The following is a 23,036-nucleotide window of genomic DNA, read 5'->3' as shown; positions in this document are numbered from 1 at the left end:
GCTCGGGAACAGACAGAATCGGAATCGAAATCAGGAACAAGGTCACGTCAGACTCGGCACCACCGCGATGGCGCCGCGCTGCTGGATGTCGTTGGCGGTAATGGCCAGCACCGGCTTACCGGTCTGCTGGCTCAACTGGTGCGCCACCACGACCGAGAGCAGCGGGCCTGCAGCGCCCACGTAGCCGCAGGGCGTGCCAATCGGCAGCAGATCTGCAGCCAGGTCCAGCGCGGGAAAACGTTCGGAAAACACGCGTGCCACCTCGACGGTGCGCACGGGGTGCATGCCGGTGTCTGAGACGACGCCGGCAACGGTGATGGGGTCGGCAGCCGAATCGCCTTCTGCGCTGCCTGCCTTCTCGGCGGCCGCTGCGTCCTGTTTGGCCTTGACTGGCGCAGCGGCCAAGGTATCGAGGACGTGGCCCACGGCGTCGCCGAGCGCCTGCAGTTGCGGCTGGCCGCGATCAGGCGTCGGCGATTCAAGCCGTGCCACGCCGGCGCGCGTGATCGTGAACGAATCCGTTGCAGCAGCATCGCCCTCCAGTGCTGGCGGCTGCAGGCCCTGCGCCATGGCCGGCGCGCACAGCAGCACGCCCGCAGCGGCTTCGCCCGGCACGCGGCCGTGTTGGCGATTGGCTTCGAACAATTGCTCGTGCTGCATCAGTTGTTCGACAGCGCTGGGGCCGACCAGCGAATCCGCCACCACCACCATGCGCAGCACGCGCTCGTCGCTGGCACGGTTCACGCCTTGCGTGGCGCGATCGAGCAGCAGCAGGGCATCGGCATCGCCCTTGGCGGTGATGGGCTCGAGCGTCAGTCGGTCGGCGGACCAGATCAACGCGATGCGTTGGCGCAGCCAGCCATCGGCGGCGGCTTGATGCTGCGGTGTCCAGTCGCGCGGGAGCAGGGCGGTGATGATCAGGCGCGTGGTTTCCGGCGCGGTCGTTTCCGGAACCGTGGCAACGGCGTGTGCGGCCAGCTCTTCGGCCACCTGGCCGGCAAGTGAGAGGGCGCGCAGGCGTTCGTCCAGCCAGTCGATGTCAGGATGATGCTCGGCGAGTTCGGCGCGCAGGTCTTCAATGTCGACGCCTTCCACTTGCGCGGCAAAGATCGGCTGGCCGAAGCCTTGCACGTCGGTCAGGCCAGGTTGCGTATTGGCTTGCACTGCGTCCACGACCGATGCCGCGTCATTGCCCGCGGGCGCGCGCAGGGCGCTGGCCAGCAGCACGGCGCGCCATTGGCGCGTGGCGTCTTGTGGGTCGGCGGTTTTGGCGTCGGCGCCCCCAGCGGCCGGTGCGGTCGCGGCCAGTTCCCGCCCTGCAGCCACATTGGAGCGGATGCCATCGAGCGCGCGCTTGATGACCCAATAGCCGACGATCATGCCCACCGGCAGCAACAGCAGGTAGGTGAGGATGTCGGCGGTGGTGGGCATGCGGTTGGCGGACTGCCACCACACGATGACGGCAATCCACACCACCACGAAGACAGCGAGCAGCGTCAGCCCGGACCGAAAGAGTCTTGCAACCATGTCGTGCGCGTTCAGATGCTGCCGGTGTTGCCCTGGCTGGACAGGAGCGTGGCGCCGCAAGCGGTCTTGTCGCCGTGGCGCGCCGCCTGCTTGCCGTCGATGATGACGTTGGGGTCGCCCGTCACGATGACGGTTGTGCCGCCGTGGCCGTTCTTCGGGCACGTCACCTTGTCGCCCACGCAGGCGATGCCCTTGCCGCCGGTGCTTGTGTTGCCCGATGCGGTGATCACCACGCCGCCGTGGTCCGTCTTGTCACCCAGCAGGATGAAGGGCCGTGTCATTGCATGCTCCCCATGTGTCCTATCGTCATTGCCTTGGTGCGGGCTGCTTGCCGAGCACGCCTTTGCGGCGCAGCTCGACGTGGCCCAAGTCCATCATCTTCCAGCGGCCGCCCCACACGAGGCCGACCGATTCCGCCGTCTGGCCGTACAGCTCGTAGCCGCGCATCGCCCACGGGTCTTTCTCGCTGATGACCAGCTTGCCGTCGCGGAAGAACGCGTTGTCCGCCGCCAGGCCGTACTGGTGATAGCTCTGGAACGCCGTGGCCTGCGTGACATTGCTGCCCATTGCCGCCAGCTTCACTTGCCGCTCGGGGCTTCGGTAGCCTTCGAGCAGCGCCATTTCGTACCCGTGTTCGTCGCGCATGATCTTGTAGACGAGCAGCAAACGCTGGCGGAAATCCGCATCGAGCAGGTTCCAGTCGCGGCTCGCATCGCGAATGGCCGGGCGGATCTGCTCGACTTCACGCGTGGTGAACACCTCCGGCGGCAAAGGCGGCGGCGGGATCAGCCGTTCGCCATTGAGCAGCGCCGAGATGTGCGGATCCGGTTCGCGCACCTGGTCGTCATCGAACTCGAACGACTGCTGCTCGCGCAGCGCCAGCGCCAGCATGGGTGGCACCGAAAGTACGCCAAGCGCACCGAGCAGCAACATTCGCCGCCGTACCACGAACTGCTTGAACGCCGATACGCCCGACGTCGCGTTGTCCACCGACTCGCGCAACGACCCTGCTGAGCGCGCGCCCACCACCGCAGCCCCCGTGCTCACGCGCCGCCATTGCGCACGCAGCAACGCCGCGCAGCGCTGCCGTACCGACGGCAGCAGCAGCACGGCAGCCACCACCACCATGGCGACGAAGTAGAGAACCAGAGCGAAGAAAACCATACCGACCTGCGGAGCGTGAGCGCCTACGTCAATTCATCCAGATTTATATCTGTATTTAGAACTCTAAATTATTAATAAACGGTAATAATCAAGCGCTCGCCACGTAGAAATATTAAGAAACGATAAAGAAAATACTGCAACGTGCGTCAATAATTTGTCTTTCAGCAAGGCCAGACTTAGAATCAGCAGCCACCACCGGAATCGGCGCTTGTTTGTAATCCATACGTTCGCCGCGCATTCTATTTCAATTCTGGACCCGTGATGAGTAATAACGGCGATTTGAAACAAGAAGGGCCCCCAACGCTCTTCAATTCTGAATCCGAGACCGATGAGGCCGGGCATACGCGCATTCTGGCGAGCCTGGAAGGCCGCGTCGCGGCCAGCGGCAAGGCACCGAAGAAGTCGGGACAGCGCTATGGCGTTGCCGCGGCGGTCGTTGTGCTCGCCGCCGGTATCGGCGCATGGATCATGCTGAACCCAAGCGGCGAACCTGCGCCCGCACAGGTGGCTGAGCAAGCCGCGCCAGCGGCCGCTCAACCGGCCGCAGCCACGCAAGCAGCGGCTGCGGAAGCTAGTCACACGGCCGCTGCGGCGCCTGTTGCTTCCGCGAGCGAACCTGTGGCGGAAGTGCAGGCTGCCACCATCGTCAATGTTCCGGTGGGCGAAGACCACGCTACCGAGAAGAGCGACAAGGCGCCGGTTGCCAGCGTGCCCGCCAAGGAAGCGCATGACGAGGCGACGGCCACGCACACCCTGGCGGCAAAGTCTTCAGGCACCCCGGCCAATACCGACGAAGGCAAGACGGCAACCGCCAAGCTGGTCGCCAAATCGACGAATACACCATTTAAGGCGTTGCAGCAGCCAACAAAGCCCAAGGCGCAATCCACTGCCAAAACCGCCAAGAACCGAAAAGGCACATTGGCGCCCGATGATCCTGACGCCGATCTGCTGGCCGCATTGCTTGCGCCGCAGAATGCGGCCAATAAGGCCGCCAATTCACCCACTTACAAAGGGCAATAGCCGCCCGGCTACCCGGTTGGTTGTTTTTACAATCGGGTAATTGAGCGGGGGCGGGTGCGATGCTCGACATTGCGCTGCCTCGTAAATGCCCGCGCTGGTTTCACGAAATCCCTCCGTGATACGCCACGCGTTGCAGCATCGGACAGCGAATGGACGCCACGACCTTTCTTCAGAACCTCTTCGCACCAACACGCCGCTTGTATTCGCTGGAAGGCGATGGGCCGCTTGCGGACCTTGCGGTGGAAGCCTGGCTCGGTCGGGAGGCGCTGTCCGAGCTGTTCGAATGGCGTGTGGTGGCCGTGAGCGCCAATGCGCGCATTGCACTCAAATCGTTGCTGGGCCAGCGCGTCACGCTGGTCACAACGCTGGCCGATGGCACGCAGACCAAGCGCACAGGCCTGATCCGTTTGGCTGAGAAGCTTGGCGCGGATGGCAGCCTCACGCGCTATCGGCTGACCGTGGTGCCCTGGTTCTGGCTGACCACGCAGCAGCGCCATAGCCAGGTGTTCCAGAACCGGCCCCTGCCCGACATCATTGAACAGATGCTGTCGCCGTACGAGCCATATGCCTCGTGGCGCTACGCGGCCGGTGCTGAAGCACGCATGGCCGACTTCGGTACACGCACGCACATCGCCCAGTTTCGCGAGACCGACTACCACTTCATTACGCGCCTGCTGGCCGAAGCGGGGCTCGGTTTCACCACGGTGGAAGACGACCAGGCGCATGGCGGCCACACGCTGGTGATCTTTGCCGATAGCACGCAACTACAGGAAGACGCGGAATCAGCTGCGGCGGGCGGTATTCGCTTCCACCGCGCGCACAGCCTGGAAGAGCGCGACGCGATTCAGCAACTCGCTTGCCATAGCCGCACAACGGTGAGCGGCGTGGCGGTGGCCGCGTGGGACCCGGAAGGCAAGCAGAACGCCCGCGCCCATGCACCCGCACGCTTCGCCACCAGCGCGGGCAGTCCGGATGCGTATCTGTCGATCAGTCCTTCGCTCGCGCCCGATTCCGCCAATGCCCAGCGCATTGCCGAGCAGGTCATGGAAAGCCTGGAGGCGCGCGCGCTGTTGTTTTCAGGGCGCGGCACGGTGCGCACGCTGCGCAGCGGCACGCGCCTGCAGGTGGTGGATTGTCCGCACCTGCCGCAAGACGTGGAAGGCGCCTATCCGCTGTTGATGGATCTGGTCGAGCACTGCGGCATCAACAACTTGACCGTCGATACGCACAACGCGCTCAGCCAGCGTTTGGGCGGGCTCGACGCCGCGCTGGAATTCGATACGCCGCCCAGCGCACCGGAATCCGGCCCGGGCGTTTTTGGTTTCCAGGAAGCAGAAGGCTCCATTGAGCGCAGCACGCCGACGGACGATCTGCTCAAGGCTGCACGTACGCACGGCTACGCCGGCCTGTTCCGCGCCAGCGACGCACGCCGGCCCTGGCGCCCGGCCGTGACTGAACCCGATTGCGGTCGTCTCTACGCGGCGCCCACCGCGCAAGGCGTACACAGCGCCATCGTGGTCGGCCCCGACGGCCAGACGCAGGCAGGCGGAGACGGCGAGCATCATGCCAGCCCCGCAGGTGAAATCCGCGTGCGCTTTCCCTGGCAACAAGGCGAGCGCGCGGATGACCGCAGCAGCCGCTGGGTACGCGTCGCGCAGCGGCAGGCCGGTTCCGGCATGGGCTGGCAATGGCTGCCGCGCATCGGGCAGGAAGTGCTCGTCAAGTTCAGCGAAGACGACATCGACCAGCCCGTCGTGATCGGTTCGCTGTACAACGGCCAGGGCGAGGCGGGCATCGCGCCCACGCCGGGCGGGCAGGGGGCATCCGACCAAAGCGACGGCACCGCCCTCTACAAGCAAGGCAGCGACAGCGCCGCAAGCGCGCAAGGCAACGTGGCCGGCGGCCACAGCCCCGCCTGGCACGGCATGGGCGCGGAAGCCGAAGGCCACCGCAACGCCGCCGCCCACACCGGCTTCAAGAGCGCGGAACACGGCGGCAGTGGTTACAACCACCTCGTCTTTGACGACAGCGACGGCCAGTTGCGCACGCAGCTCGCCACCACGCAGCAATTCACCCAGCTCAACCTCGGCCATCTCGTCCATCAACAAGACAACCGGCGCGGCAGCTTCCGCGGCCAGGGCTTCGAGCTGCGCACCGATGGCCACGCCGCCGTGCGCGGCCAGGCAGGCCTGCTGCTGACCACCTACCGCGACGCCAGCAACGGCAAAGCCGTGCCCACCGGCGACAACGCGGCAGGCATTGCGCTGATCAAGCAAGCCAAGGAATTGACGTCATCGCTGGGCCAAGGCGCGGTTACGCACCAGACCGCTGCGCTCGACACCGCCAAGAACGACGATGCCCCGCTGGCCAAGCAAGCCAAGGCGGTGGCCGGCATGGTCGACGGCAAGGCGCTCGACGCCGCCAAGCAAGACGCCAGCTCCGGCAACACCGCCACGCAAGGCAAGGTGCCGCATCAGGGCGAAGCCATCGCGCACCTGGCGGGTCGCGCGGGCCTCGTCATGGTGGCGGGGCAAGACTTGCAGCTCGCCAACGGTGAAAGCATCGCGCTGGGCAGCGGCCAGGACACCAACCTCGCCATCGGCAAGCAGGCACGCATGCACGCTGGTCAGGCGATCGGCGTAGCGGCAGGTCTGTCGAAAGCTGGTGACAACAACATTGGTCTGCAACTGACGGCCGGGCAAGACAACATCGACGTGCAAGCCCAGCACGACGTGCTCAAGCTGATGGCCAAGCAGGACCTGAAGCTGGTGTCGGCCAATATGAATGTGGATTTTGCGGCGGCCAAGCGCATTCGCATCGCCACGGCCGGCGGAGCGTCGATCACTCTCGAAGGTGGGAATATCACCGTGGAGTGTGCGGGGCCGATTACGTATAAGGCGGCGCAGCGGGTGTTTCAGGGGCCTGTCAGTGCCGACTATCCGCTGCCTGTATTCCCCGTGTCCGCGATCCCTTACAAGCCCATGGAATTCAGCATGAAGCTTGCAAATACTCCTGGCCTTGGGGGGCACGCCATTGCTCATGCGCCATGGAAGATCGCAACTGGGGATGCGCCTGAAGGGCTCGGGTTGATTGCCGACGAGCATCTCGTTGCACAAGGCGTGACTGATGAGGATGGTCATCTGAATCTGACGAGCGAACAGCACGAGGCCTTGGCACGAGCCTACAGCAGCAACCCCGGCAGCACGTGGCTGGTATATCCGGGGCAAACCGTTCGAATCAACGTGGCGGAGCAGCAGGACGATTGGACAGAGCAAGACGCAGCGCGGCACGCACTGAATGCCGGTGACTTCAGCGCTGAGTTGCCCGCCACGATGACGAGTGATCAGACCCAGCATCACCTGAGCTATGCGCGGCAAGCGTTCGACGCCGATTCTGCCAAGCAGATCTACGAAAAACTCACCAAGTAAGCCAGATGGGCGCACCTGAAAAGCAGATCCACCAGATTGTCGGGAAAGATGGAAAGCCAGCAAAGACGGCTGCCTCGGCTCCCGGTTGCTTCCTTCAAGGGGACGAGTTTTTCTCGAAAGCGAGGAAAGGCAACGCGGTTCACTACTACGCGACAGGCGCAGAGTATTTCGAGCAGGTTGCCAGCGCGATCGAGGGCGCCAAAACCTGCGTTTTCATTGCGGGTTGGCAGGTGAACTTCGACGTGGTGCTCACCGGAAAGAAAACGCTGTGGACGTGCTTACGTGCCGCTGTGCAGGGCGGAGCCAGCGTCTACGTGATGCCGTGGATGTCTCCAAAAGCGGGCGTCGATACCGGCGACTTTGAAACGGCACTGGCCATTCTCCAGCTGAATGCCGGTCTTTCTGCGCCTCGTGCATTTGTGTTGCCTGCGGTTTCGCAGTGCGATCAGGCCGGTGGTCTGGGTATTGCGTTCTCGCATCACCAGAAACAGGTCGTGATCGACAACAAAGTCGCTTTTGTGGGCGGGATTGACCTTGCGTATGGCCGGCGAGACGACGGTCGCTTTCTGCTGAAGTCGGAGGGCCGAAAAGGAAGCGAACTCTATAACAGCTGTGTACCTGCAATCCACTCGCTTTCCAAAGTCGAGCAGGTCGACTATCTGACGCGCGCTGAGCTGGTGGCTGCTTGCTTTGACAACAAGCTTGGGAGTGTTGCTCAGTTCATTCTTTCGGCGCCCATGAAGCAACTGGCGGTACCCATGGATATGTGGAACACCGCGAGTGATCGGGTTAAGGACACGCAGAAAGAAGTCTCTGACTGGTGGGATACCGTCGATCTCGTCCCGGACTTCGTTCATAAAGCCCGGGAGGCTGTTGTCGATGCTGGCCAGAATGCAGTTACCGGAGCCGCTAAATGGGCGTATCACCAACTCGATGCAGGCACACAAGCGAAGATCAGGAAACTGCGCGAGTTCGGTAGTGCCCAAGTACAAGACAAGGCAACAGCGTTGCTGGCTTGGCTGAACGGCGCCAGTCTGGCGAATCTGCCACCGCATCTGTTGGAGGAAACTGCCAACGCGATTCAGGCGTTTGCTATTCGCGTTGTGCTGGCCTTGCAGGCACAGGGCGCTACACGCAAAGCCCCTTACGAAAACTTGGTCAAGCTAGGCAAGCTGTTGCCAGCGGGCGCGAAGAGTGTCGACCCCGAAAAGCAGCCGCGCATGCCGTGGCATGACGTCCATAGCCGCATTGAAGGGCCATCTGTGTACGACCTGAGCCGCAACTTCGTGCGTCGATGGAATGGTGTGGCCAAGCAGTATGAGATGAGCGATCGCGCTACGGTCGAAGTTCTTCTGAAAAAGATGGGCATTAATAAGCCCCTGAAAGCCCCCCGCATTGCAGCTGAGCACCGACCGAAAGCGCCCGTCGAGACTCAGGGGGAATCCTCTGACATGCCGGGAAAGTGCTGGATCCAGCTATTGCGCAGCGCTCCGCTGAAAATGCGAAAGGCGGAAGCTCTGGGTGAAGGTGAGCAAGCGGTACCCACTACGCGCGAAAGCGGATGCCTTAGCGCGATGCTAAAAGCGATTCATGGTGCGGTTCACTTCGTATATATCGAGGGCCAGTTCTTTCAGTCCGAACATGGCGACGAGATCATTGGCGACGATGAGGCGGGGGGGAATGCACAAGGCGGCCGATCGGGCCCAATGCGGGCATTGCTTGATCTACGCGGATCCCCGGGTTATGCGAAGTATGCCAAGCAACTTGGTATTGATGGCGTACCGGCCGCGAAGATATTAGGCCGCTTGCGCTGGAGCCAAATAGACTCGGTGCGCAGCGATCTGAAGGGCGGCGGTGCTGACTTTGTCAACGATCTGATGAAGGTTGCGGGCAACCAAGCCACAATCGCGGGCTTTGCAGCATTGGGGCCGGCACAACAGACGCTGCTGAATCCGATCGGTAAGGCTTTGGGAGATCGTATTGCGCGCGCTATCCGCGACGACCTGCCATTTCACGCGTATCTCTTATTGCCTGTGCACCCAGAGGGAACCCTCGACACGTTGAACATCATGACGCAACTGCATTTGACGATGCAGTCGCTGGTGTTTGGTTCTGACAGTTTGGTCAACCGGGTTCGACGCGCCCTGCTTGCGAAGCAGTATGTGAAGGAGCGGAAGATTTCTTGGAAAGAAGCGGTGGCGGCAGCACAAGATGTCGATCCGTTGGAGCTCGGTCGCCGCATTTCGAACGACAAATGGGCGCGATATCTGACGCTACTGAACCTGCGCAATTGGGACACGATCGGTGGTAGGCCGGTAACAGAGCAGATCTATATCCATAGCAAGTTACTGATCGCTGATGACCGCACCGTGGTACTTGGCAGTGCCAACATCAACGATCGGAGTCAGATGGGCGACCGGGATTCGGAACTGGCCGTCATCATGCACGACGACTTACCCACATCGGTGCCGTTGGACGGCAAGCACAGTCAGAAGGTAGGCGTATCGGCGCACAATTTGCGTAAGGCGCTGTGGCGCAAGCACTTTGGGCTGATGAGCGGCTCGACGGCAGCCACCGAACTCGGGGCGGCCCTGGACAAGCCGGCTGATCCTGAAACGTGGAGAGCGATACAGAAAGTTGCTGCGAGTAATGCTGTAGCTTATAGAAAAGCATTCCCATTTTTACCCGCGCTCGACAAGGCAACGTCCATTTGGACAACGTGGAATAAAGACGAGTCCAAACTGGAAGGCTACATGCCTTTCAATGAGCGTTTTTGGCGCGACCCCGGGCCAAGGGCCGAGTCATTTACGTGGGATGCAAAAAAATTGCTGCCAGAACATGCTCCTGTAGGTGTGCGAGGATTCATTGTGGCTCTACCTATTAAGTGGACGCAGGGCGAAGACAACAATTCCGGAATGAATCTGACGACACTCGCAGACGTCGGTCCTGAGGGCGGCTTGGATATGTCCCAACAGACAGCCGCGCTATCTCCCGAGCAATCCGATCGGATGAGCAGCTAGAAGACTAGGCGAATAGGAAACATATTGATGCAGTATCGAATCTCTCTAGATGGCGTACGACGACTAACACTCTGTGCTGTGACCGTTCTTCTAGCTGCGTGCGGCCGAGGTGGCCATGCGGAGGAGCCGCCCCCCAAAGAGGTGGAGGTCACAAGCCGTTCGGGGGAGCGAGTACGGATACCGAACCCAAGCAACGCAGACCGGCTTGAGGCCACGGCTCCGGGCTATGTCACGCCAGCAGAAAGCCGCTCCGAATGCCTTGGCCGGTTGATGTTTGATGTCCCGCGCAGTTTAGAGTTTGAATGGGCGATCGCGTCCAAATCCACGAAGCAGGGGCCTTACGAGCAACTGTTTCAGTATTTCGACAACGGCACCGGACGAGGTCGGATGGAAATCGAAACGCCCGAGTTGCGAACGACATTTGCTGTGTACGGCCCAGATACGCCAAAGCTTCGCGAGGAATTTCTGGGCTACCGGGCACGCATGAATGCCGCAACATTGCACGGAAAACTGGAGTCGCTACAAAGCCAGAAAGAAGACGAGGACCTATACAAAAGAAGGCCCGAGCTTTTGGGCCCGAACACCAAAGAGAGTTTGGTCGAAAGCCGACAAAAAATCGAAAAAGACATCGCGGATCTCAAGGCAGATCGTTACCAGAAGGCTATTGATCTCGGACGCCCCAATAGTGCCGCTTTTCGCTCTGATGAGCGCATACAGAGTGCATCGTATCTGCGGGGTGCGATCGTGCTGGGTAACCACCTCGTTGCGTTCGAGTCGATGCTTCGTGGCCTCAAGAATGATGACGATCCAACTGAAGCGCAATGGACCGCCGCCGAAAACGCTCTCCGTAAGCTAATCGGCCAGCTTCAAGCACGTGACCTCTACGAAATTCCCAAGGAACGCGGCTTCTGTTTGCCATATGCGTTCCTACGTGACGACGGTACCTATGGGAACGAGATTTCCTCGTCGTTCCGATTTGCTGACAGCCCGGCCGTGACCTACCAGCTTAACTTCGCGGCAATTCCTGCAGGAACGCCATCCCCTACATCGCTGATCAACGGAGCGGGCCGCTCTATGGATGCCTTGGGCGACCGGTCGCCCGCCGGAATGAAAGTGACCCAGCGGCTTGGCCCCCGTCCGGTGAAGATCGGTGCGCTGACTTCGGTGCAAGGCGGGATCGTCGTCGAAGCTCAACGACCCGGGCAAACCGCCCGCGAGGGGTATCACGCCTATGCAGGCAATGCCGGGTGGTCGGGCTCGCAGATTTTGCCAACGATCGAGGTCGTGATGGAGTCTGCCAGCCGCAATGCCCATCCCAGGCTGAATGCCGATGCGCCTCCCTACGCCGAAGCGCGCCCGAGGTTCGACGCGCTACTCAAGAGCATTCGTTTGCGCCCAACGTCCCCGCCGATGCCTGAGTTGGAGCAGGTGGTAAAGCAGTAATCCAGCTGTGGATGTGCAGCGACCCAAAATCAAACTCTCTCTCGGATCAACGATGTACAGGAAATTGGTAGTAGCCCTCCTCACCACCGCCTGGATGAGCGCAGGCATCTGCGCCCAGCACACCTCCACCGTGCCGGCGTCAGGCAATGCCTCGCAAAGCGGAATCAAGAAAGCCGTGCACGCCAAGAAGCACGGTAAGAGAGCCAAGGTCGCCCGTGCGCGCAAGAACACGCCAGTCGCCCGTGATGGCGACGCAGAAGTGCTCGCCCAGGTGCTGGGGTCGGATGGCAAGAATCCGTTGTGGGGAAAGCCGCAGCAGTAATAGCGGTTTGTATTCGGATGAGCGACGCGGTGCCGCCTGAGCCAGAACCTTGACCCCACCGGTCCGCAAAGAAACGCGATGAAAACCTGGAGATGCCTCGGCGCAGCGGCCATTGCCTCAACGGCGTTTTGCGTATTGACTGCCTGCACCACGAAGGCTGCACCAACGGATGACGAGGTAGCGGCTAGCATCACTTCGTACAACCACACTCCCGACTATATCCATCAGTTCTACGTGGATGGAACTTGGGCGGGCAACTCGTTCGCGTACGGCGGTGGAGGCAAAGTTGTCTGTTGCATTGCATACCCAAGAGCCTGGCACCCTGGCCTAACTGCAACGGTGAAGTGGACAACGTCCAGTTCTGACCCAAACGCGACCGGCGATGCAGTGAAGCCGCATTGGCACGAGGCTGTCGTTCCCATTGAGAAATATGTGGAGGCAGGCAAGTTAAACGTGCATTTCCTGCCAGGAGGAAAGGTTCGCCTCATCATTTCAAGCAAGGTGGCTGGCCACCCGGAATATCCTGGGCCAGCCTATCCTGTTAAGCCGGCAGATTTCCATTTTGAGCCAAGCCGACGTGCGGCGCGTGAGGCTGAACAGCGCGCCCGAGCGCAGGCGGCGGGAAGGGCCCGACTTCAAGAGGAGATGCGTGCGTTGAAGGATGCACCGCCACCTCCTCAAGTGCCGGCAGAGCCGATACCACTTTTGCCCGACGAGGTTGCGCCCGGTGTGACGCGAGACGCGACGACACCGCCTGGCTACCACCATATCCAAGGGTGATTCATATACCTCAGTGCACTCGGCCGCAGTCGGAATCGGTCAACCAACATCTCTTGCTGAACGGCCTTCTTTGCGTCTCAACACGACAGGTTGCGTGCGCTGCATAGCGGCAGCGTTAGCGTTTTTCGTTGCGGCCCAGCACCTCGCATCGGCAGCCGACGCCATTGCGATTTCGCTCGATCAAGACATCAAAGCCACGGTTGAAGTCAGAGGCAGCGACGTTCACTACGAGTTGCGAACCGCGAGCGGCGTTCGCAGTGCAACAATCCCCACCGAAACTGAAAAGGCAATCCACCTAGAAACTGCCGACTACGATTTCAGTGGGCGACAGGGCTTCGCGTTCTGGTCGATTGACGAGGGGCTGGGCGTTTACAAAATCTATCGTGTTTTCACCTTCTCACGAAAGCGGAACGATTTCGTTGAGCACCATCCTCATTGTGGCGACGCGTTCCTCAACTTTCGCGTAGACGTGCAACGCAAACAACTGATCAGTACATTCTTCGAGAACACCGTTCCCAAGTCATGCGTAACACGGCTGCATCCGGATTGAAGATGCTTCGGCATGCTTTGTCGCCCTACGTATTTCCCACGTTGTTTCCGGCCTTTGCAGGTGGGCCGTTGGGATCCCCGCAGCGAACAAACCACCGACGGCTATCTGAGTAAGGCATTGTTGCTGTGGCCCGCTCCACCATCGCCACAATCTGCTTCTCGCGGATCCAATCAAAAAGCCCCTGCACGATGATGTTTCAAGTACGCCGCACGGTTTCGTGTCTTCTCGCAACGCTGGCCGCGCTCCTGGTCATGGGGTGCCAGCCTTCCTCCACCAGCAAGTCATCCAGCAAAATAGTGATGCCGCAAAGTATTGAGATTGAGATAGGCGAGTCGCCGCAGGCGCTCATTGGGCGCTATGGCAAGGCCGTGGATGTTGACAACAAGAATGAGCAGGCCTACGGCGTGACCTTCTATGCGGTGGATTGGCCCGACAGCTCGCAAGGTACGGTCGTCATCAAGAACCAAAAGAGCGAGGTGCGTCTGGACACAGCCCTGGGTGTTTCGGGTTCGTTCGACAAGGCCCACGCTGAAGAAGGTATCTATGACTACAGCATCAGCCTCGGCATCCCCCCGCGAAACAACGTTACGCACGATCAGGCACGCCTGCAGTTCTACGAAATGCTCAAGCGTATCCAGCGGGCTGGCTGGAAGCGGTGGATATATCCGGAAAATCCGCGGTTGGCAGGTGCCGAGGCCTTTCGCTATCGGCTCGTAAAAGACCAAGGGGTGGATTCACTGGACCCGGAGTATGTGCCGGGCCTGGAAGACTGGATGAAACTCCCCGACATGACCTCGTGGCGCTTTTATCTCAACGGGGTCTACATGGACGTTCAGATGTCCAGAGACTCGACGCGCATGAAGGTGGATGAGCCGGGCGCGTACTTCGTCAAGATCAAGCTGGAGGGTTACGCCAACTTCTGGCGCAATGCGCTCAATGAGCAGGACCGCCCACACTGGCGTGACCTCTTTCCCGGCCTGCAACGCCAGATGCATGCCGAGCGTGCCAACGCCGAGCAAAAGCTGAAGGCTCAGGGCTACACCATTGACACCAGCTACCGCAACCCGGACGAGACATCCGGTGATCAGCCCATCTCGCCGCCCGGCAAGACCGGCGCGAAATGATGGTCGGGCGCGGATGCTTGCAGGTCGCCCGCGCGAGGTGACACGGTATGCCTCATGCGCTCGCGTTTCCACTTTCTAAGTCAGCCAGCTCTCTCACATGAATCTGCAATACAAACTAGCCGTAGCCCTCCTAACCACCGCCTGGATGAGCGCAGGCATCTGCGCCCAGCATACCTCCACCGTGCCGGCCTCAGGCAATGCCTCGCAAAGCGGAATCAAGAAAGCCGTGCACGCAAAGAAGCACGGTAAGCGAGCCAAGGTCGCCCGTGCGCGCAAGAACACGCCAGTCGCCCGTGATGGCGATGCAGAAGTGCTCGCCCAGGTGCTGGGTTCGGATGGCAAGAATCCGTTGTGGGGAAAGCCGCAGCAGTAACCAGGCAAATGGCCGCCGCGGTTGCGCACTCAAGGTGCAGTCAGCGCGGTCAGCCCCCCGTCCGCTGCTTCTGCAATAGCGCCAACTGCGTCGTCAGGTAGTTGCTGGTGTTCGTCATGCTGGCTACCACCTTCGACAGCGCATTGAACTGCGCGTAATACAGCGCCTGCTTGGCATCGAGCTGCTTCTGCATCCGGTCGATCTGGGTGCCGAGCGAAGTGATCGAATTATTGATGGCGTCGGTGGCGTTCTGCACCATGCCGTTGCTGGACAACAAGTTGCCCGATACGGTGTGCAGTTGCGCCGCGTAGCCGCGCTGCACGGTGACGGTGCCGCGGTCGCCCAACGCACCGCCGGTGACTTGCACCGTCAGGCCGTCCACAGCCGAGCCGCTGGCGCCGTACAGGTTCTGGCCCGAACCCGTGGCGGCAGCGCCGTTGATGGTGCCTTGCACATCGCGCCCGGCCGTGGCCGTCGGGCTGCCGCCGAGCAGCGATGCTGCGCCGTTGCCTGACACAGACACCGTCGATACCGATCCGTATTGCTTGTCGGTCAACGTCAGCACGCCGTTGGCATCGGCGCCGATGGCCACTTCCACCTTCGCCCTCTGCAGGTCAGGCGATGCGTTGATCTGACTCTGGATCTGCGCGGCCAGGCTCGACGGGGTGTAGCTGCCCGCCGGCACCTTGATATTGGTCGTGATGCCGCTGAGCGTGACCGACAGGCTGTCGTTCACGCCGCTCTGGATCGTCGTGTTGGCGGCCGTCGAGCCCTTGAGCGAGCCCTGCGTGGCCAGTTGCGTGACGTTGATGCCATAGCTGCCGGCCTGTGTGGTCGTCGAAAACGCCGAAACCTTCAGCAGTGAATCCGTCGCCGTGCCTGTGCCGGCAAACACGGCCGCCACCTGGCTGGGCGATTTCTTCAGAGCGGCGGTCAGCTTGGGGTCGTCAATCGACAGCGTCCCTTCCTTATCCATCGTCACGCCGATGCTGCCCAGCGACTGGAACGCACCGTTGCCGATGCCCTGGCCCAGCACGTCGGTCAACTGGTTGATCATCATCTTGGTGCTGACGTCGCCGGCCAGCGCGCCGTTGTTGGCGGCGTTGGCGGTGTCGAACTTGGTCAGCGCATTGAGCTGGATGCGCAGCGCGTTGTAGGCCTTCACAAAATTGAGCACCGACTGGCTGGCCTGGCCGGCGTCGCTGCCGACCGTGACGGTCGTGCTACCCGTCTTCGCCAGCGTGAACGAGGTGCCATCCACCACGTCCGTCAGCGTGTTGGTGGCGCTTTGCACGCTGATGCCGTTGACGGTGGCCATGGCGTTGCGGCCCGTGGCGACCTCGGTCATGCTCTGCGTACCGGCCGGGTCGTGGCTCAGCAGGGATTGCAGTGCCGAGTCGCCCGACACGGAAATCTTCATCTCCGAGTTGGCACCGCCTGCGGTGGATGTCAGCACCAGCCGATAGGGCGAATTGCTGCCGTCGTTGACGATGCTCGCCGAGACGCCCACGTTGGCGCTGTTGATGGCGTCGCGGATGCCGGCGAGCGTGTTGTTCGACGGGTCGATGGTGATCGAGCCGCCGGCCTGGTTGCCGTTTTGCGTGAAAGTGGCGCCGGTGTATTTGCCGTCGGCAAAGCTGCCGCCCGAGACGCTACCGAATGAAAAGGTGAGGGTGGTGGGCGTGCCGCCGCCAATGGGCGTCTTGCTGGATGCCTGCCCGTTGGCAGAGAGCACCTGCGCCTGCGCAAGCTGCGTCACGTTGACCTGATACGTGCCGGCGGGTGCCGTGTTGGACAGCGAGGCCGTGAGGATCGACGTGTCGTGCCCGCTGGCCTTGTTGCCGGTAAACGTGTCCGGATTGTTCAGGGCCGCCATCGCGGTCTGGAAGGTCGACAGCGCGCTTTTGAGGGAGCCGACCGCCGACAACTGCGTCTGAAACGCCTTCTGCTGCGTCTGCCGCAGCGTCATGCCCTTGCTCTCCGCCTGCATCAGCTTCGTAACAAGGGTGTTGACGTCGATGTTCGTGCCGATGCCCGGAATGGAAATCGGCGGAATGTAGGTGTTGCTCGTGGATGAAGTGGCCATGGTCGGACGCGCGCAAACGCTTTCTTCACAATCTCCACAATGTGACGGCAGCGCAGCCCGGTTCTTTAGAGCGAACCCTGCCCGGGCAGACGTTCTGCTCAGGTTTGCTCAGGAAAGCGAAAGAATTGCCAGCGCCACACCAAGCGATGCTCCGCGCTGACGGTCTCCACCTGGGCGGAGACCGTCGTCGCGCGGCACGCTAGACCGTTTCGCCTTCCATGCTTGGATCGACCTGCTTGCCGCGCGCCAGCACCGGCACCAAAGCCGCGCCGGTATGGCTGGCCGCTACGCGCGTCAACGCCTCCGGCCCGCAAGCTGCCACGATCATGCCGCCCTCATCGCCGCCTTCGGGGCCGAGATCGAGGATCCAGTCCGCCTCGGCAATCACGTCGAGGTCGTGCTCGATCACGATCACGCTGTGCCCGCCGTCTGCCAGGCGATGCAGCACCCGGATCAGCTTGGCCACGTCAGCCATGTGCAGGCCGACCGTCGGCTCGTCCAGCACGTACAGCGTGTGGGGCGCCTTCTGGCCGCGTCGGGTCAGGTCATCGCGCACCTTGGACAACTCGGTGACGAGCTTGATGCGCTGCGCCTCGCCGCCGGACAGCGTGGGCGAGGGCTGGCCGAGCGTCAGGTAGCCAAGGCCCACGTCCTTCATCAACTGCAGCGGATGGGCGATGCTGTTCATCGCGCCGAAAAACTCGACCGCTTCGTCGATCTCCATGGTCAGCACATCGCCGATGTTCTTGCCGCGCCAGGTGACGGCAAGCGTCTCGGCATTGAAGCGCTGCCCGTGGCAGACGTCGCAGCCGACCTTCACATCAGGCAGGAAGCTCATGGCGATGGTGCGTACGCCCTGGCCTTCGCAGGCGGGGCAGCGGCCGTCGCCGGTGTTGAAGGAGAAGCGCGAGGCGGTATAGCCGCGTGCGCGCGCCTCCAGCGTGTCGGCAAAGAGCTTGCGGATGGTGTCCCACACGCCGATGTACGTCGCCGGGCACGAACGGGGCGTCTTGCCGATCGGCGTCTGGTCGACCTCGAGCACGCGGTCGATGGGTTCCCAGCCGGTGACGCTGTCGCAGCCGTGCCAGTCGTGTTTGACGTCGAGCTTGCGCGGCATCTTGGCGTCAGGCACTTCAGCCTGCGCAGCCTTGCGTGCGCGCCGCGTGGCCGGCGAAGACAGCACCGAACGGCCAACCGCATCGAGCAGGTTTGTCATCAACACATCGCGGGCCAGCGTCGATTTGCCTGAGCCCGATACGCCCGTAATGGCCACCAGGCGCGACAGTGGCATCGTTGCCGTCACGTTGCGCAGGTTGTGCAGCTTGGCGCCGTGCACCGTCAGCCATTGCTCGGGCACCGCCTGAGCGCCGGCGCGCGGTGCGACCACCTGACGGCGCGGCTGCAGCGGATGCTCGATCGGCTGCGACAGGAACCGGCCAGTGAGCGAATCCGGCTGGGCCGCCAGGTCCGCCACGCCGCCTTGTGCCACCAACGTGCCGCCGCGCTTGCCGGCGCCCGGGCCGATATCGATGATGTGGTCGGCGCGACGGATCGTGTCTTCATCGTGCTCAACCACCACCAGCGTGTTGCCCTTGTCGCCCAGCTTGCGCAGCGCGTCGAGCAGGATCCGGTTGTCGCGCGGATGCAGGCCGATGGTCGGCTCATCCAGCACGTAGCAGACGCCTTGCAGGTTGCTGCCGAGTTGCGCAGCCAGCCGAATACGCTGTGCTTCACCGCCCGACAGGCTCGGCGCGGCGCGATCCAGGCTCAGGTAGCCCAGGCCGACTTCCTCCAGGAACGACAGGCGGCTGTGAATCTCGGCCACCACGTCGCGGGCGATGTCGGCATCGCGGCCGGTCAGGTCCAGGCCCTCGACCCAGCGGCGGGTCTGGCTGACCGTCCACTGCGCAATGTCGACGATGGGTTTGGCGGCAAAGGTGACGGCGCGCGCCGTCGGGTTCAGGCGCGTGCCGTGGCAATCCGGGCAGGGCAGATCGGTCATGCCGTCCGGATCAACTTCCTCCGACGGCAGCGTCTGTTCGCGGCCGCGGTCGTCACCACCGAGCACGGTGTCGTCAAACGCGGCACGCTGTTCGCGCGTGAGCGCCAATCCGGTACCGACGCAGCTCGCGCACCAGCCGTGCTTGCTGTTGTACGAGAACATGCGCGGATCCAGCTCGGGGTAGCTGGTGCCGCAGGTGGCGCACGCGCGCTTGGTCGAAAACACCTTCACGTTGCCGACGTGCGCCGTGCCGCCGTTGTGCATGGCGTGTTGCAGGCCATCCAGCGGCGCGAGCACGTGCATGATGCCCTTGCCGTATTCCAGCGCCTGCTCCAGCAGCGCACGCAGCGCGGCTTCGTTTTCCGGCGAGACAACGATGTCGCCCACGGGCAGTTCCAGCGTGTGCTCGCGGAAGCGATCCAGGCGCGGCCATGGGTCGACGCTCAGGAATTCGCCATCCACGCGCAGATGCGTATAGCCGCGCGCCTTGGCCCATTTGGCAAGGTCGGTATAGACGCCCTTGCGGTTCACGACCAGCGGCGCAAGCAGGCCGATGTGCTGGCCGCGATGGTCGCGCATGAGCTGCGCAAAGATCGCCTCAGGGCTTTGCGCGGACACCGGCGTGCCGTCGTGGATGCAATGCTGCACGCCCAGCTTCACATACAGCAGCCGCAGGAAGTGCCAGACCTCGGACGTTGTCGCCACCGTGCTCTTGCGGCCGCCGCGCGACAGGCGCTGCTCAATGGCCACCGTGGGCGGAATGCCATACACGGCATCGACTTCCGGCCGCCCCGCCGGTTGCACGATGGAGCGTGCATAGGCATTGAGCGATTCAAGATAGCGGCGTTGCCCCTCGTGGAACAGGATGTCGAACGCCAGCGTCGACTTGCCCGAGCCCGACACGCCCGTCACCACGTTGAACTTGCCGTGCGGAATGTCGACGTTCAGGCCTTTGAGGTTGTGCTCGTGGGCGTGGACGATACGCACGACGTTTTCGCCCTGGACTTCCGCAAGCGCAGCACGCTTGGCGCGGCGCTCGGCCAGTGCCGTCTGCAGCGGCACGCCTTCGATGGCTTCCGGCTGACCAACGCTGGCTTCGTATTGCTTGAGTGCGGCGCCCGTGTGCGATGCGGCGCAGTCTTTGACCTGTGCAGGCGTGCCGGCGCAGACCAGCAGGCCGCCGGCGTCGCCGCCTTCGGGGCCGAGATCGATGATCCAATCTGCCGCACGCACCACGTCCAGGTTGTGTTCGATCACGATCAGCGAATGCCCGGCGTCGAGCAGCTTGCCGAACGCCCGCATCAGCTTGGCGATGTCGTCAAAGTGCAGGCCCGTGGTCGGCTCGTCGAACATGAATAGCCGGCCGGCGTTGGCGGGCACGTCCTGCTTGACGCGCTTGCGCGCCGCGGCCTGGGCGGCCTGTGCGGCTTCGGCCAGGAAACCGGCCAGCTTCAGGCGTTGCGCCTCGCCGCCGGAGAGCGTCGGCACCGGCTGGCCAAGCTTCACGTACTCCAGGCCCACGTCGACGATCGGTTGCAGCACGCGCAGCACGTCGGCGTCATCGGCGAACACGCTGGCGGCTTCGCTCACGGTCAGTTCCAGCACATCGGCCACCGACAATGCGCGACCGGCGCGCGGCAGCTTCACCTCCAGGATTTCGGCGCGATAACGGGTGCCGTCGCAATCCGGGCAGCGCAGGTAGATGTCGGAGAGGAACTGCATCTCGACGTGCTCGAAGCCCGAGCCGCCGCAGGTGGGGCAACGGCCGTCGCCCGAGTTGAAGCTGAACGTGCCGGCCGTGTAGCCGCGCTGCAGTGCCATCGGCGCCTTGGCGAACAGCTTGCGGATTTCATCGAACGCGCCAACGTAGCTGGCCGGGTTCGAACGCGCGGTCTTGCCGATCGGGGACTGGTCCACAAACACCACGTCGCTGATCTGGTCGGCGCCGCGCAACGCACGGAATGCGCCGGGCGATTCCGTTGCCTTGCCAAAGTGCCGCGCCAGCGCGGGGTGCAGCACGTCCTGGATCAACGTCGATTTGCCCGAGCCGGACACGCCGGTCACGCACACCAGGCGCTGCAGCGGAATCTCGACCGTGACATCGCGCAGGTTGTGTTCCGACGCGCCTTCGAGCACCAGGCGCGGCGTGGCATCGTTGACGGGACGCGCTTGCCAGTCCGTCGCATCGGCCACGCGGCGCTGGCCCGACAGATACGCGCCCGTGAGTGTGTCCGCCTGACGGATCGACGCCGGCGTGCCGTCGAAGACGATGTTGCCGCCGCGCTCGCCGGGGCCGGGGCCCATGTCGATCAGGCGGTCGGCTGCCAGCATCACCGAAGGGTCGTGCTCGACCACCACCAGCGTGTTGCCGGCGTCGCGCAGGCGTTGCATGGCTTGGACAATCCGATCCAGATCGCGCGGGTGCAGGCCGATGCTGGGTTCGTCCAGCACGAACAGCGTGTTGACGAGCGATGTGCCCAGCGCCGTCGTCAGGTTGATCCGTTGCACTTCGCCGCCCGACAGCGTGCGGCTCTGGCGGTCGAGCGTCAGATAGCCAATGCCGACGTCGCACAGATACGCCAGGCGCGTGCGCACTTCGTCCAGCAGCAGCTTGAGCGCGTCGTCGAGCAGGGTGGAGGGCAGCGTCAGTTCGTCAAAGAAGCGGCGGATGCGCTCGATGGGCAGCAGCATCAGGTCGTGCACGGTCAGCCCGGGCAAGGCTTCGAGCTGGGCGCGGCTCCAGGCCACGCCGCGCGGCATGAAGCGATGTTCGGGCGCGAGCACGGCGTCGGCGTTTTCCTTGGTGCCGAGGCGCCATTGCATCGACTCGGTTTTCAGTCGTGCACCGCCGCAGGTCTCACACGTCGTGTAGCTGCGGTACTTGGAGAGCAGCACGCGAATGTGCATCTTGTACGCCTTCGACTCCAGGTAATCGAAGAAGCGGCGCACGCCGTACCACTGCTTGTTCCAGCCACCGCGTTTGAAAGCCGGGTCGCCATTGATGACCCAGTTGCGCTGGGCTTCGGTCATCTCGGCCCACGGCGTGCCGCGCGGGATGTCGGCTGCGGCGGCGTAGCGCATCAGGTCGTCCTGGCATTCCTTCCAGGCTGGCGTCTGCATCGGCTTGATGGCGCCGTCGCGCAGCGTCTTGCGCTCGTCCGGAATCACCAGCCCAAGATCGACGCCGATGACGCGGCCGAAACCGCGGCAGGCATCGCACGCGCCGTAAGCGGAATTGAACGAGAAGAGCGCGGGTTGCGGGTCTGCGTAACGCAGGTCGCTTTCGGGGCAGTGCAGGCCGGTGGAAAAGCGCCAGATCGTGGGCTCCGCACCTTCCTCTGCAGGCAAAACGTAGACGCTGACACGTCCGCCACCGCGCTTGAGCGACGACTCGATGGCCTCCAGCGCGCGGGCACGCTCGGTGCCCTGCAGGCGGAAGCGGTCGGCCACCACGTCCAGCAGCTTGCGCTTGCCCGTGGACGATTCGACCGCACGCTCGGCCTGCACGCGCGTATAGCCGCTGACCGACAGCCACTGCGTGACTTCTTCGGGGCTCGTATTGGCGGGCAGCTCGACGGGAAAGGTCACCACCAGGCGCGGATCGCCCTCGCGCGTGCGCGAAAGCAGCTCGTCGTAGATGGTTTCCGGCGTGTCGTGCCGCACCGGCAGGGCGGTTTCGCGGTCGAACAGCTGGGCGGCGCGCGCAAACAGCAGCTTCAGGTGATCGTTCAGTTCCGTCATCGTGCCGACCGTCGAGCGCGAGCTGCGCACGGGGTTGGTCTGGTCGATGGCGATGGCGGGCGGCACGCCTTCAACGTGCTCGACCTGCGGCCGGTCCATGCGGTCGAGGAACTGGCGCGCGTAGGCGCTGAAGGTCTCGACGTAGCGGCGCTGGCCTTCGGCGTAGAGCGTGTCGAAAACGAGGCTGGACTTACCGGACCCCGACGGGCCGGTCACGACGGTCATTTCGCCCGTGCGCAGGTCCAGATCGAGGTTTTTGAGATTGTGCTGACGGGCTCCGCGCAGGCGAATGACACCGGAGGACATGGAGGGCGTTCCTTGGAGCTTGGAGGTAAGGGGGAATGCCGGCGCGGGTGAACCTATGGCAGCTGCGTCGGCAATCAGAATTCGAGCCGTAAACTGTAGCGGATTATGAAGATCCGGTTCGTCTACGAAACGGGTCGCGGGCGGGAGCGT

The 23,036-nt window shown here is 62.9% G+C and carries 14 protein-coding genes; 9 read left to right on the top strand and 5 right to left on the bottom strand.

Features of this window, described 5'->3' with window-relative positions; all coding sequences use genetic code 11:
* Positions 1–42: 42 nt before the first annotated feature.
* Genes NG898_RS24380 through NG898_RS24370 form a run of 3 tightly spaced genes read right to left on the bottom strand, consistent with a single transcriptional unit; the run spans position 43 to position 2,691 of the window.
* Positions 43–1,527 carry a hypothetical protein gene (locus tag NG898_RS24380; RefSeq protein ID WP_252694856.1) on the bottom strand — a complete coding sequence of 495 codons (1,485 nt, stop codon included), beginning with the start codon at positions 1,525–1,527 and terminating at the stop codon, positions 43–45.
* Positions 1,528–1,538: 11 nt separating this feature from the next.
* On the bottom strand, positions 1,539–1,808 hold the full coding sequence (locus tag NG898_RS24375; protein WP_092975286.1) for a PAAR domain-containing protein: 270 nt from the start codon (positions 1,806–1,808) through the stop codon (positions 1,539–1,541).
* A 25-nt stretch (positions 1,809–1,833) separates the two neighbouring features.
* Positions 1,834–2,691, bottom strand: coding sequence for a M15 family metallopeptidase (locus NG898_RS24370; RefSeq protein ID WP_252694855.1), 858 nt, complete (start codon positions 2,689–2,691; stop codon positions 1,834–1,836).
* Positions 2,692–2,952: 261 nt separating this feature from the next.
* On the opposite strand from NG898_RS24370, the gene NG898_RS24365 reads away from it, so the two are divergent.
* The 9 genes from NG898_RS24365 to NG898_RS24325 all read left to right on the top strand — a co-directional run bounded on the left by NG898_RS24365 (position 2,953) and on the right by NG898_RS24325 (position 14,751).
* Positions 2,953–3,711, top strand: coding sequence for a hypothetical protein (locus NG898_RS24365; protein ID WP_252694854.1), 759 nt, complete (start codon positions 2,953–2,955; stop codon positions 3,709–3,711).
* Between the two features lie 149 nt (positions 3,712–3,860).
* Entirely contained in the window at positions 3,861–7,139 is a 3,279-nt protein-coding gene (locus NG898_RS24360; RefSeq protein WP_252694853.1) for a type VI secretion system Vgr family protein, read from the top strand.
* A 5-nt stretch (positions 7,140–7,144) separates the two neighbouring features.
* A complete protein-coding gene (locus tag NG898_RS24355; protein WP_252694852.1) occupies positions 7,145–10,159 on the top strand; it encodes a phospholipase in 3,015 nt (1,004 codons plus the stop codon).
* Positions 10,160–10,429: 270 nt separating this feature from the next.
* Entirely contained in the window at positions 10,430–11,602 is a 1,173-nt protein-coding gene (locus NG898_RS24350; protein WP_252694851.1) for a T6SS immunity protein Tli4 family protein, read from the top strand.
* A 52-nt stretch (positions 11,603–11,654) separates the two neighbouring features.
* Positions 11,655–11,924, top strand: coding sequence for a hypothetical protein (locus NG898_RS24345; RefSeq protein ID WP_252694850.1), 270 nt, complete (start codon positions 11,655–11,657; stop codon positions 11,922–11,924).
* 78 nt (positions 11,925–12,002) lie between these two features.
* Entirely contained in the window at positions 12,003–12,704 is a 702-nt protein-coding gene (locus tag NG898_RS24340; RefSeq protein ID WP_252694849.1) for a DUF3304 domain-containing protein, read from the top strand.
* 70 nt (positions 12,705–12,774) lie between these two features.
* Entirely contained in the window at positions 12,775–13,254 is a 480-nt protein-coding gene (locus NG898_RS24335) for a hypothetical protein (RefSeq protein WP_252694848.1), read from the top strand.
* Positions 13,255–13,379: 125 nt separating this feature from the next.
* The gene (locus NG898_RS24330) at positions 13,380–14,378 is read left to right on the top strand and encodes a hypothetical protein (RefSeq protein WP_252694847.1); all 999 of its coding nucleotides are present in this window, start codon (positions 13,380–13,382) and stop codon (positions 14,376–14,378) included.
* 97 nt (positions 14,379–14,475) lie between these two features.
* Entirely contained in the window at positions 14,476–14,751 is a 276-nt protein-coding gene (locus NG898_RS24325; RefSeq protein ID WP_252694846.1) for a hypothetical protein, read from the top strand.
* A gap of 49 nt (positions 14,752–14,800) precedes the next feature.
* Here the strand turns inward: NG898_RS24325 and fliD are convergent, their stop codons facing one another.
* A complete protein-coding gene (gene fliD / locus NG898_RS24320) occupies positions 14,801–16,837 on the bottom strand; it encodes a flagellar filament capping protein FliD (protein ID WP_252694845.1) in 2,037 nt (678 codons plus the stop codon).
* A 199-nt stretch (positions 16,838–17,036) separates the two neighbouring features.
* On the bottom strand, positions 17,037–22,886 hold the full coding sequence (gene uvrA / locus NG898_RS24315; RefSeq protein WP_252694844.1) for an excinuclease ABC subunit UvrA: 5,850 nt from the start codon (positions 22,884–22,886) through the stop codon (positions 17,037–17,039).
* Between the last annotated feature and the right edge of the window lie 150 nt (positions 22,887–23,036).

Origin of the sequence: Ralstonia mojiangensis, assembly GCF_023955645.1 — a bacterium.
Lineage (GTDB): Bacteria > Pseudomonadota > Gammaproteobacteria > Burkholderiales > Burkholderiaceae > Ralstonia > Ralstonia mojiangensis.
This window is presented reverse-complemented; position numbering and strand designations above follow the sequence as displayed.

Bases quoted from the DNA above. Each gene is read 5' to 3' on its own strand.
- NG898_RS24380 (WP_252694856.1), bottom strand. From the start codon at position 1,527: ATGGTTGCAAGACTCTTTCGGTCCGGGCTGACGCTGCTCGCTGTCTTC.
- NG898_RS24375 (WP_092975286.1), bottom strand. From the start codon at position 1,808: ATGACACGGCCCTTCATCCTGCTGGGTGACAAGACGGACCACGGCGGC.
- NG898_RS24370 (WP_252694855.1), bottom strand. From the start codon at position 2,691: ATGGTTTTCTTCGCTCTGGTTCTCTACTTCGTCGCCATGGTGGTGGTG.
- NG898_RS24365 (WP_252694854.1), top strand. From the start codon at position 2,953: ATGAGTAATAACGGCGATTTGAAACAAGAAGGGCCCCCAACGCTCTTC.
- NG898_RS24360 (WP_252694853.1), top strand. From the start codon at position 3,861: ATGGACGCCACGACCTTTCTTCAGAACCTCTTCGCACCAACACGCCGC.
- NG898_RS24355 (WP_252694852.1), top strand. From the start codon at position 7,145: ATGGGCGCACCTGAAAAGCAGATCCACCAGATTGTCGGGAAAGATGGA.
- NG898_RS24350 (WP_252694851.1), top strand. From the start codon at position 10,430: ATGTTTGATGTCCCGCGCAGTTTAGAGTTTGAATGGGCGATCGCGTCC.
- NG898_RS24345 (WP_252694850.1), top strand. From the start codon at position 11,655: ATGTACAGGAAATTGGTAGTAGCCCTCCTCACCACCGCCTGGATGAGC.
- NG898_RS24340 (WP_252694849.1), top strand. From the start codon at position 12,003: ATGAAAACCTGGAGATGCCTCGGCGCAGCGGCCATTGCCTCAACGGCG.
- NG898_RS24325 (WP_252694846.1), top strand. From the start codon at position 14,476: ATGAATCTGCAATACAAACTAGCCGTAGCCCTCCTAACCACCGCCTGG.
- fliD (WP_252694845.1), bottom strand. From the start codon at position 16,837: ATGGCCACTTCATCCACGAGCAACACCTACATTCCGCCGATTTCCATT.
- uvrA (WP_252694844.1), bottom strand. From the start codon at position 22,886: ATGTCCTCCGGTGTCATTCGCCTGCGCGGAGCCCGTCAGCACAATCTC.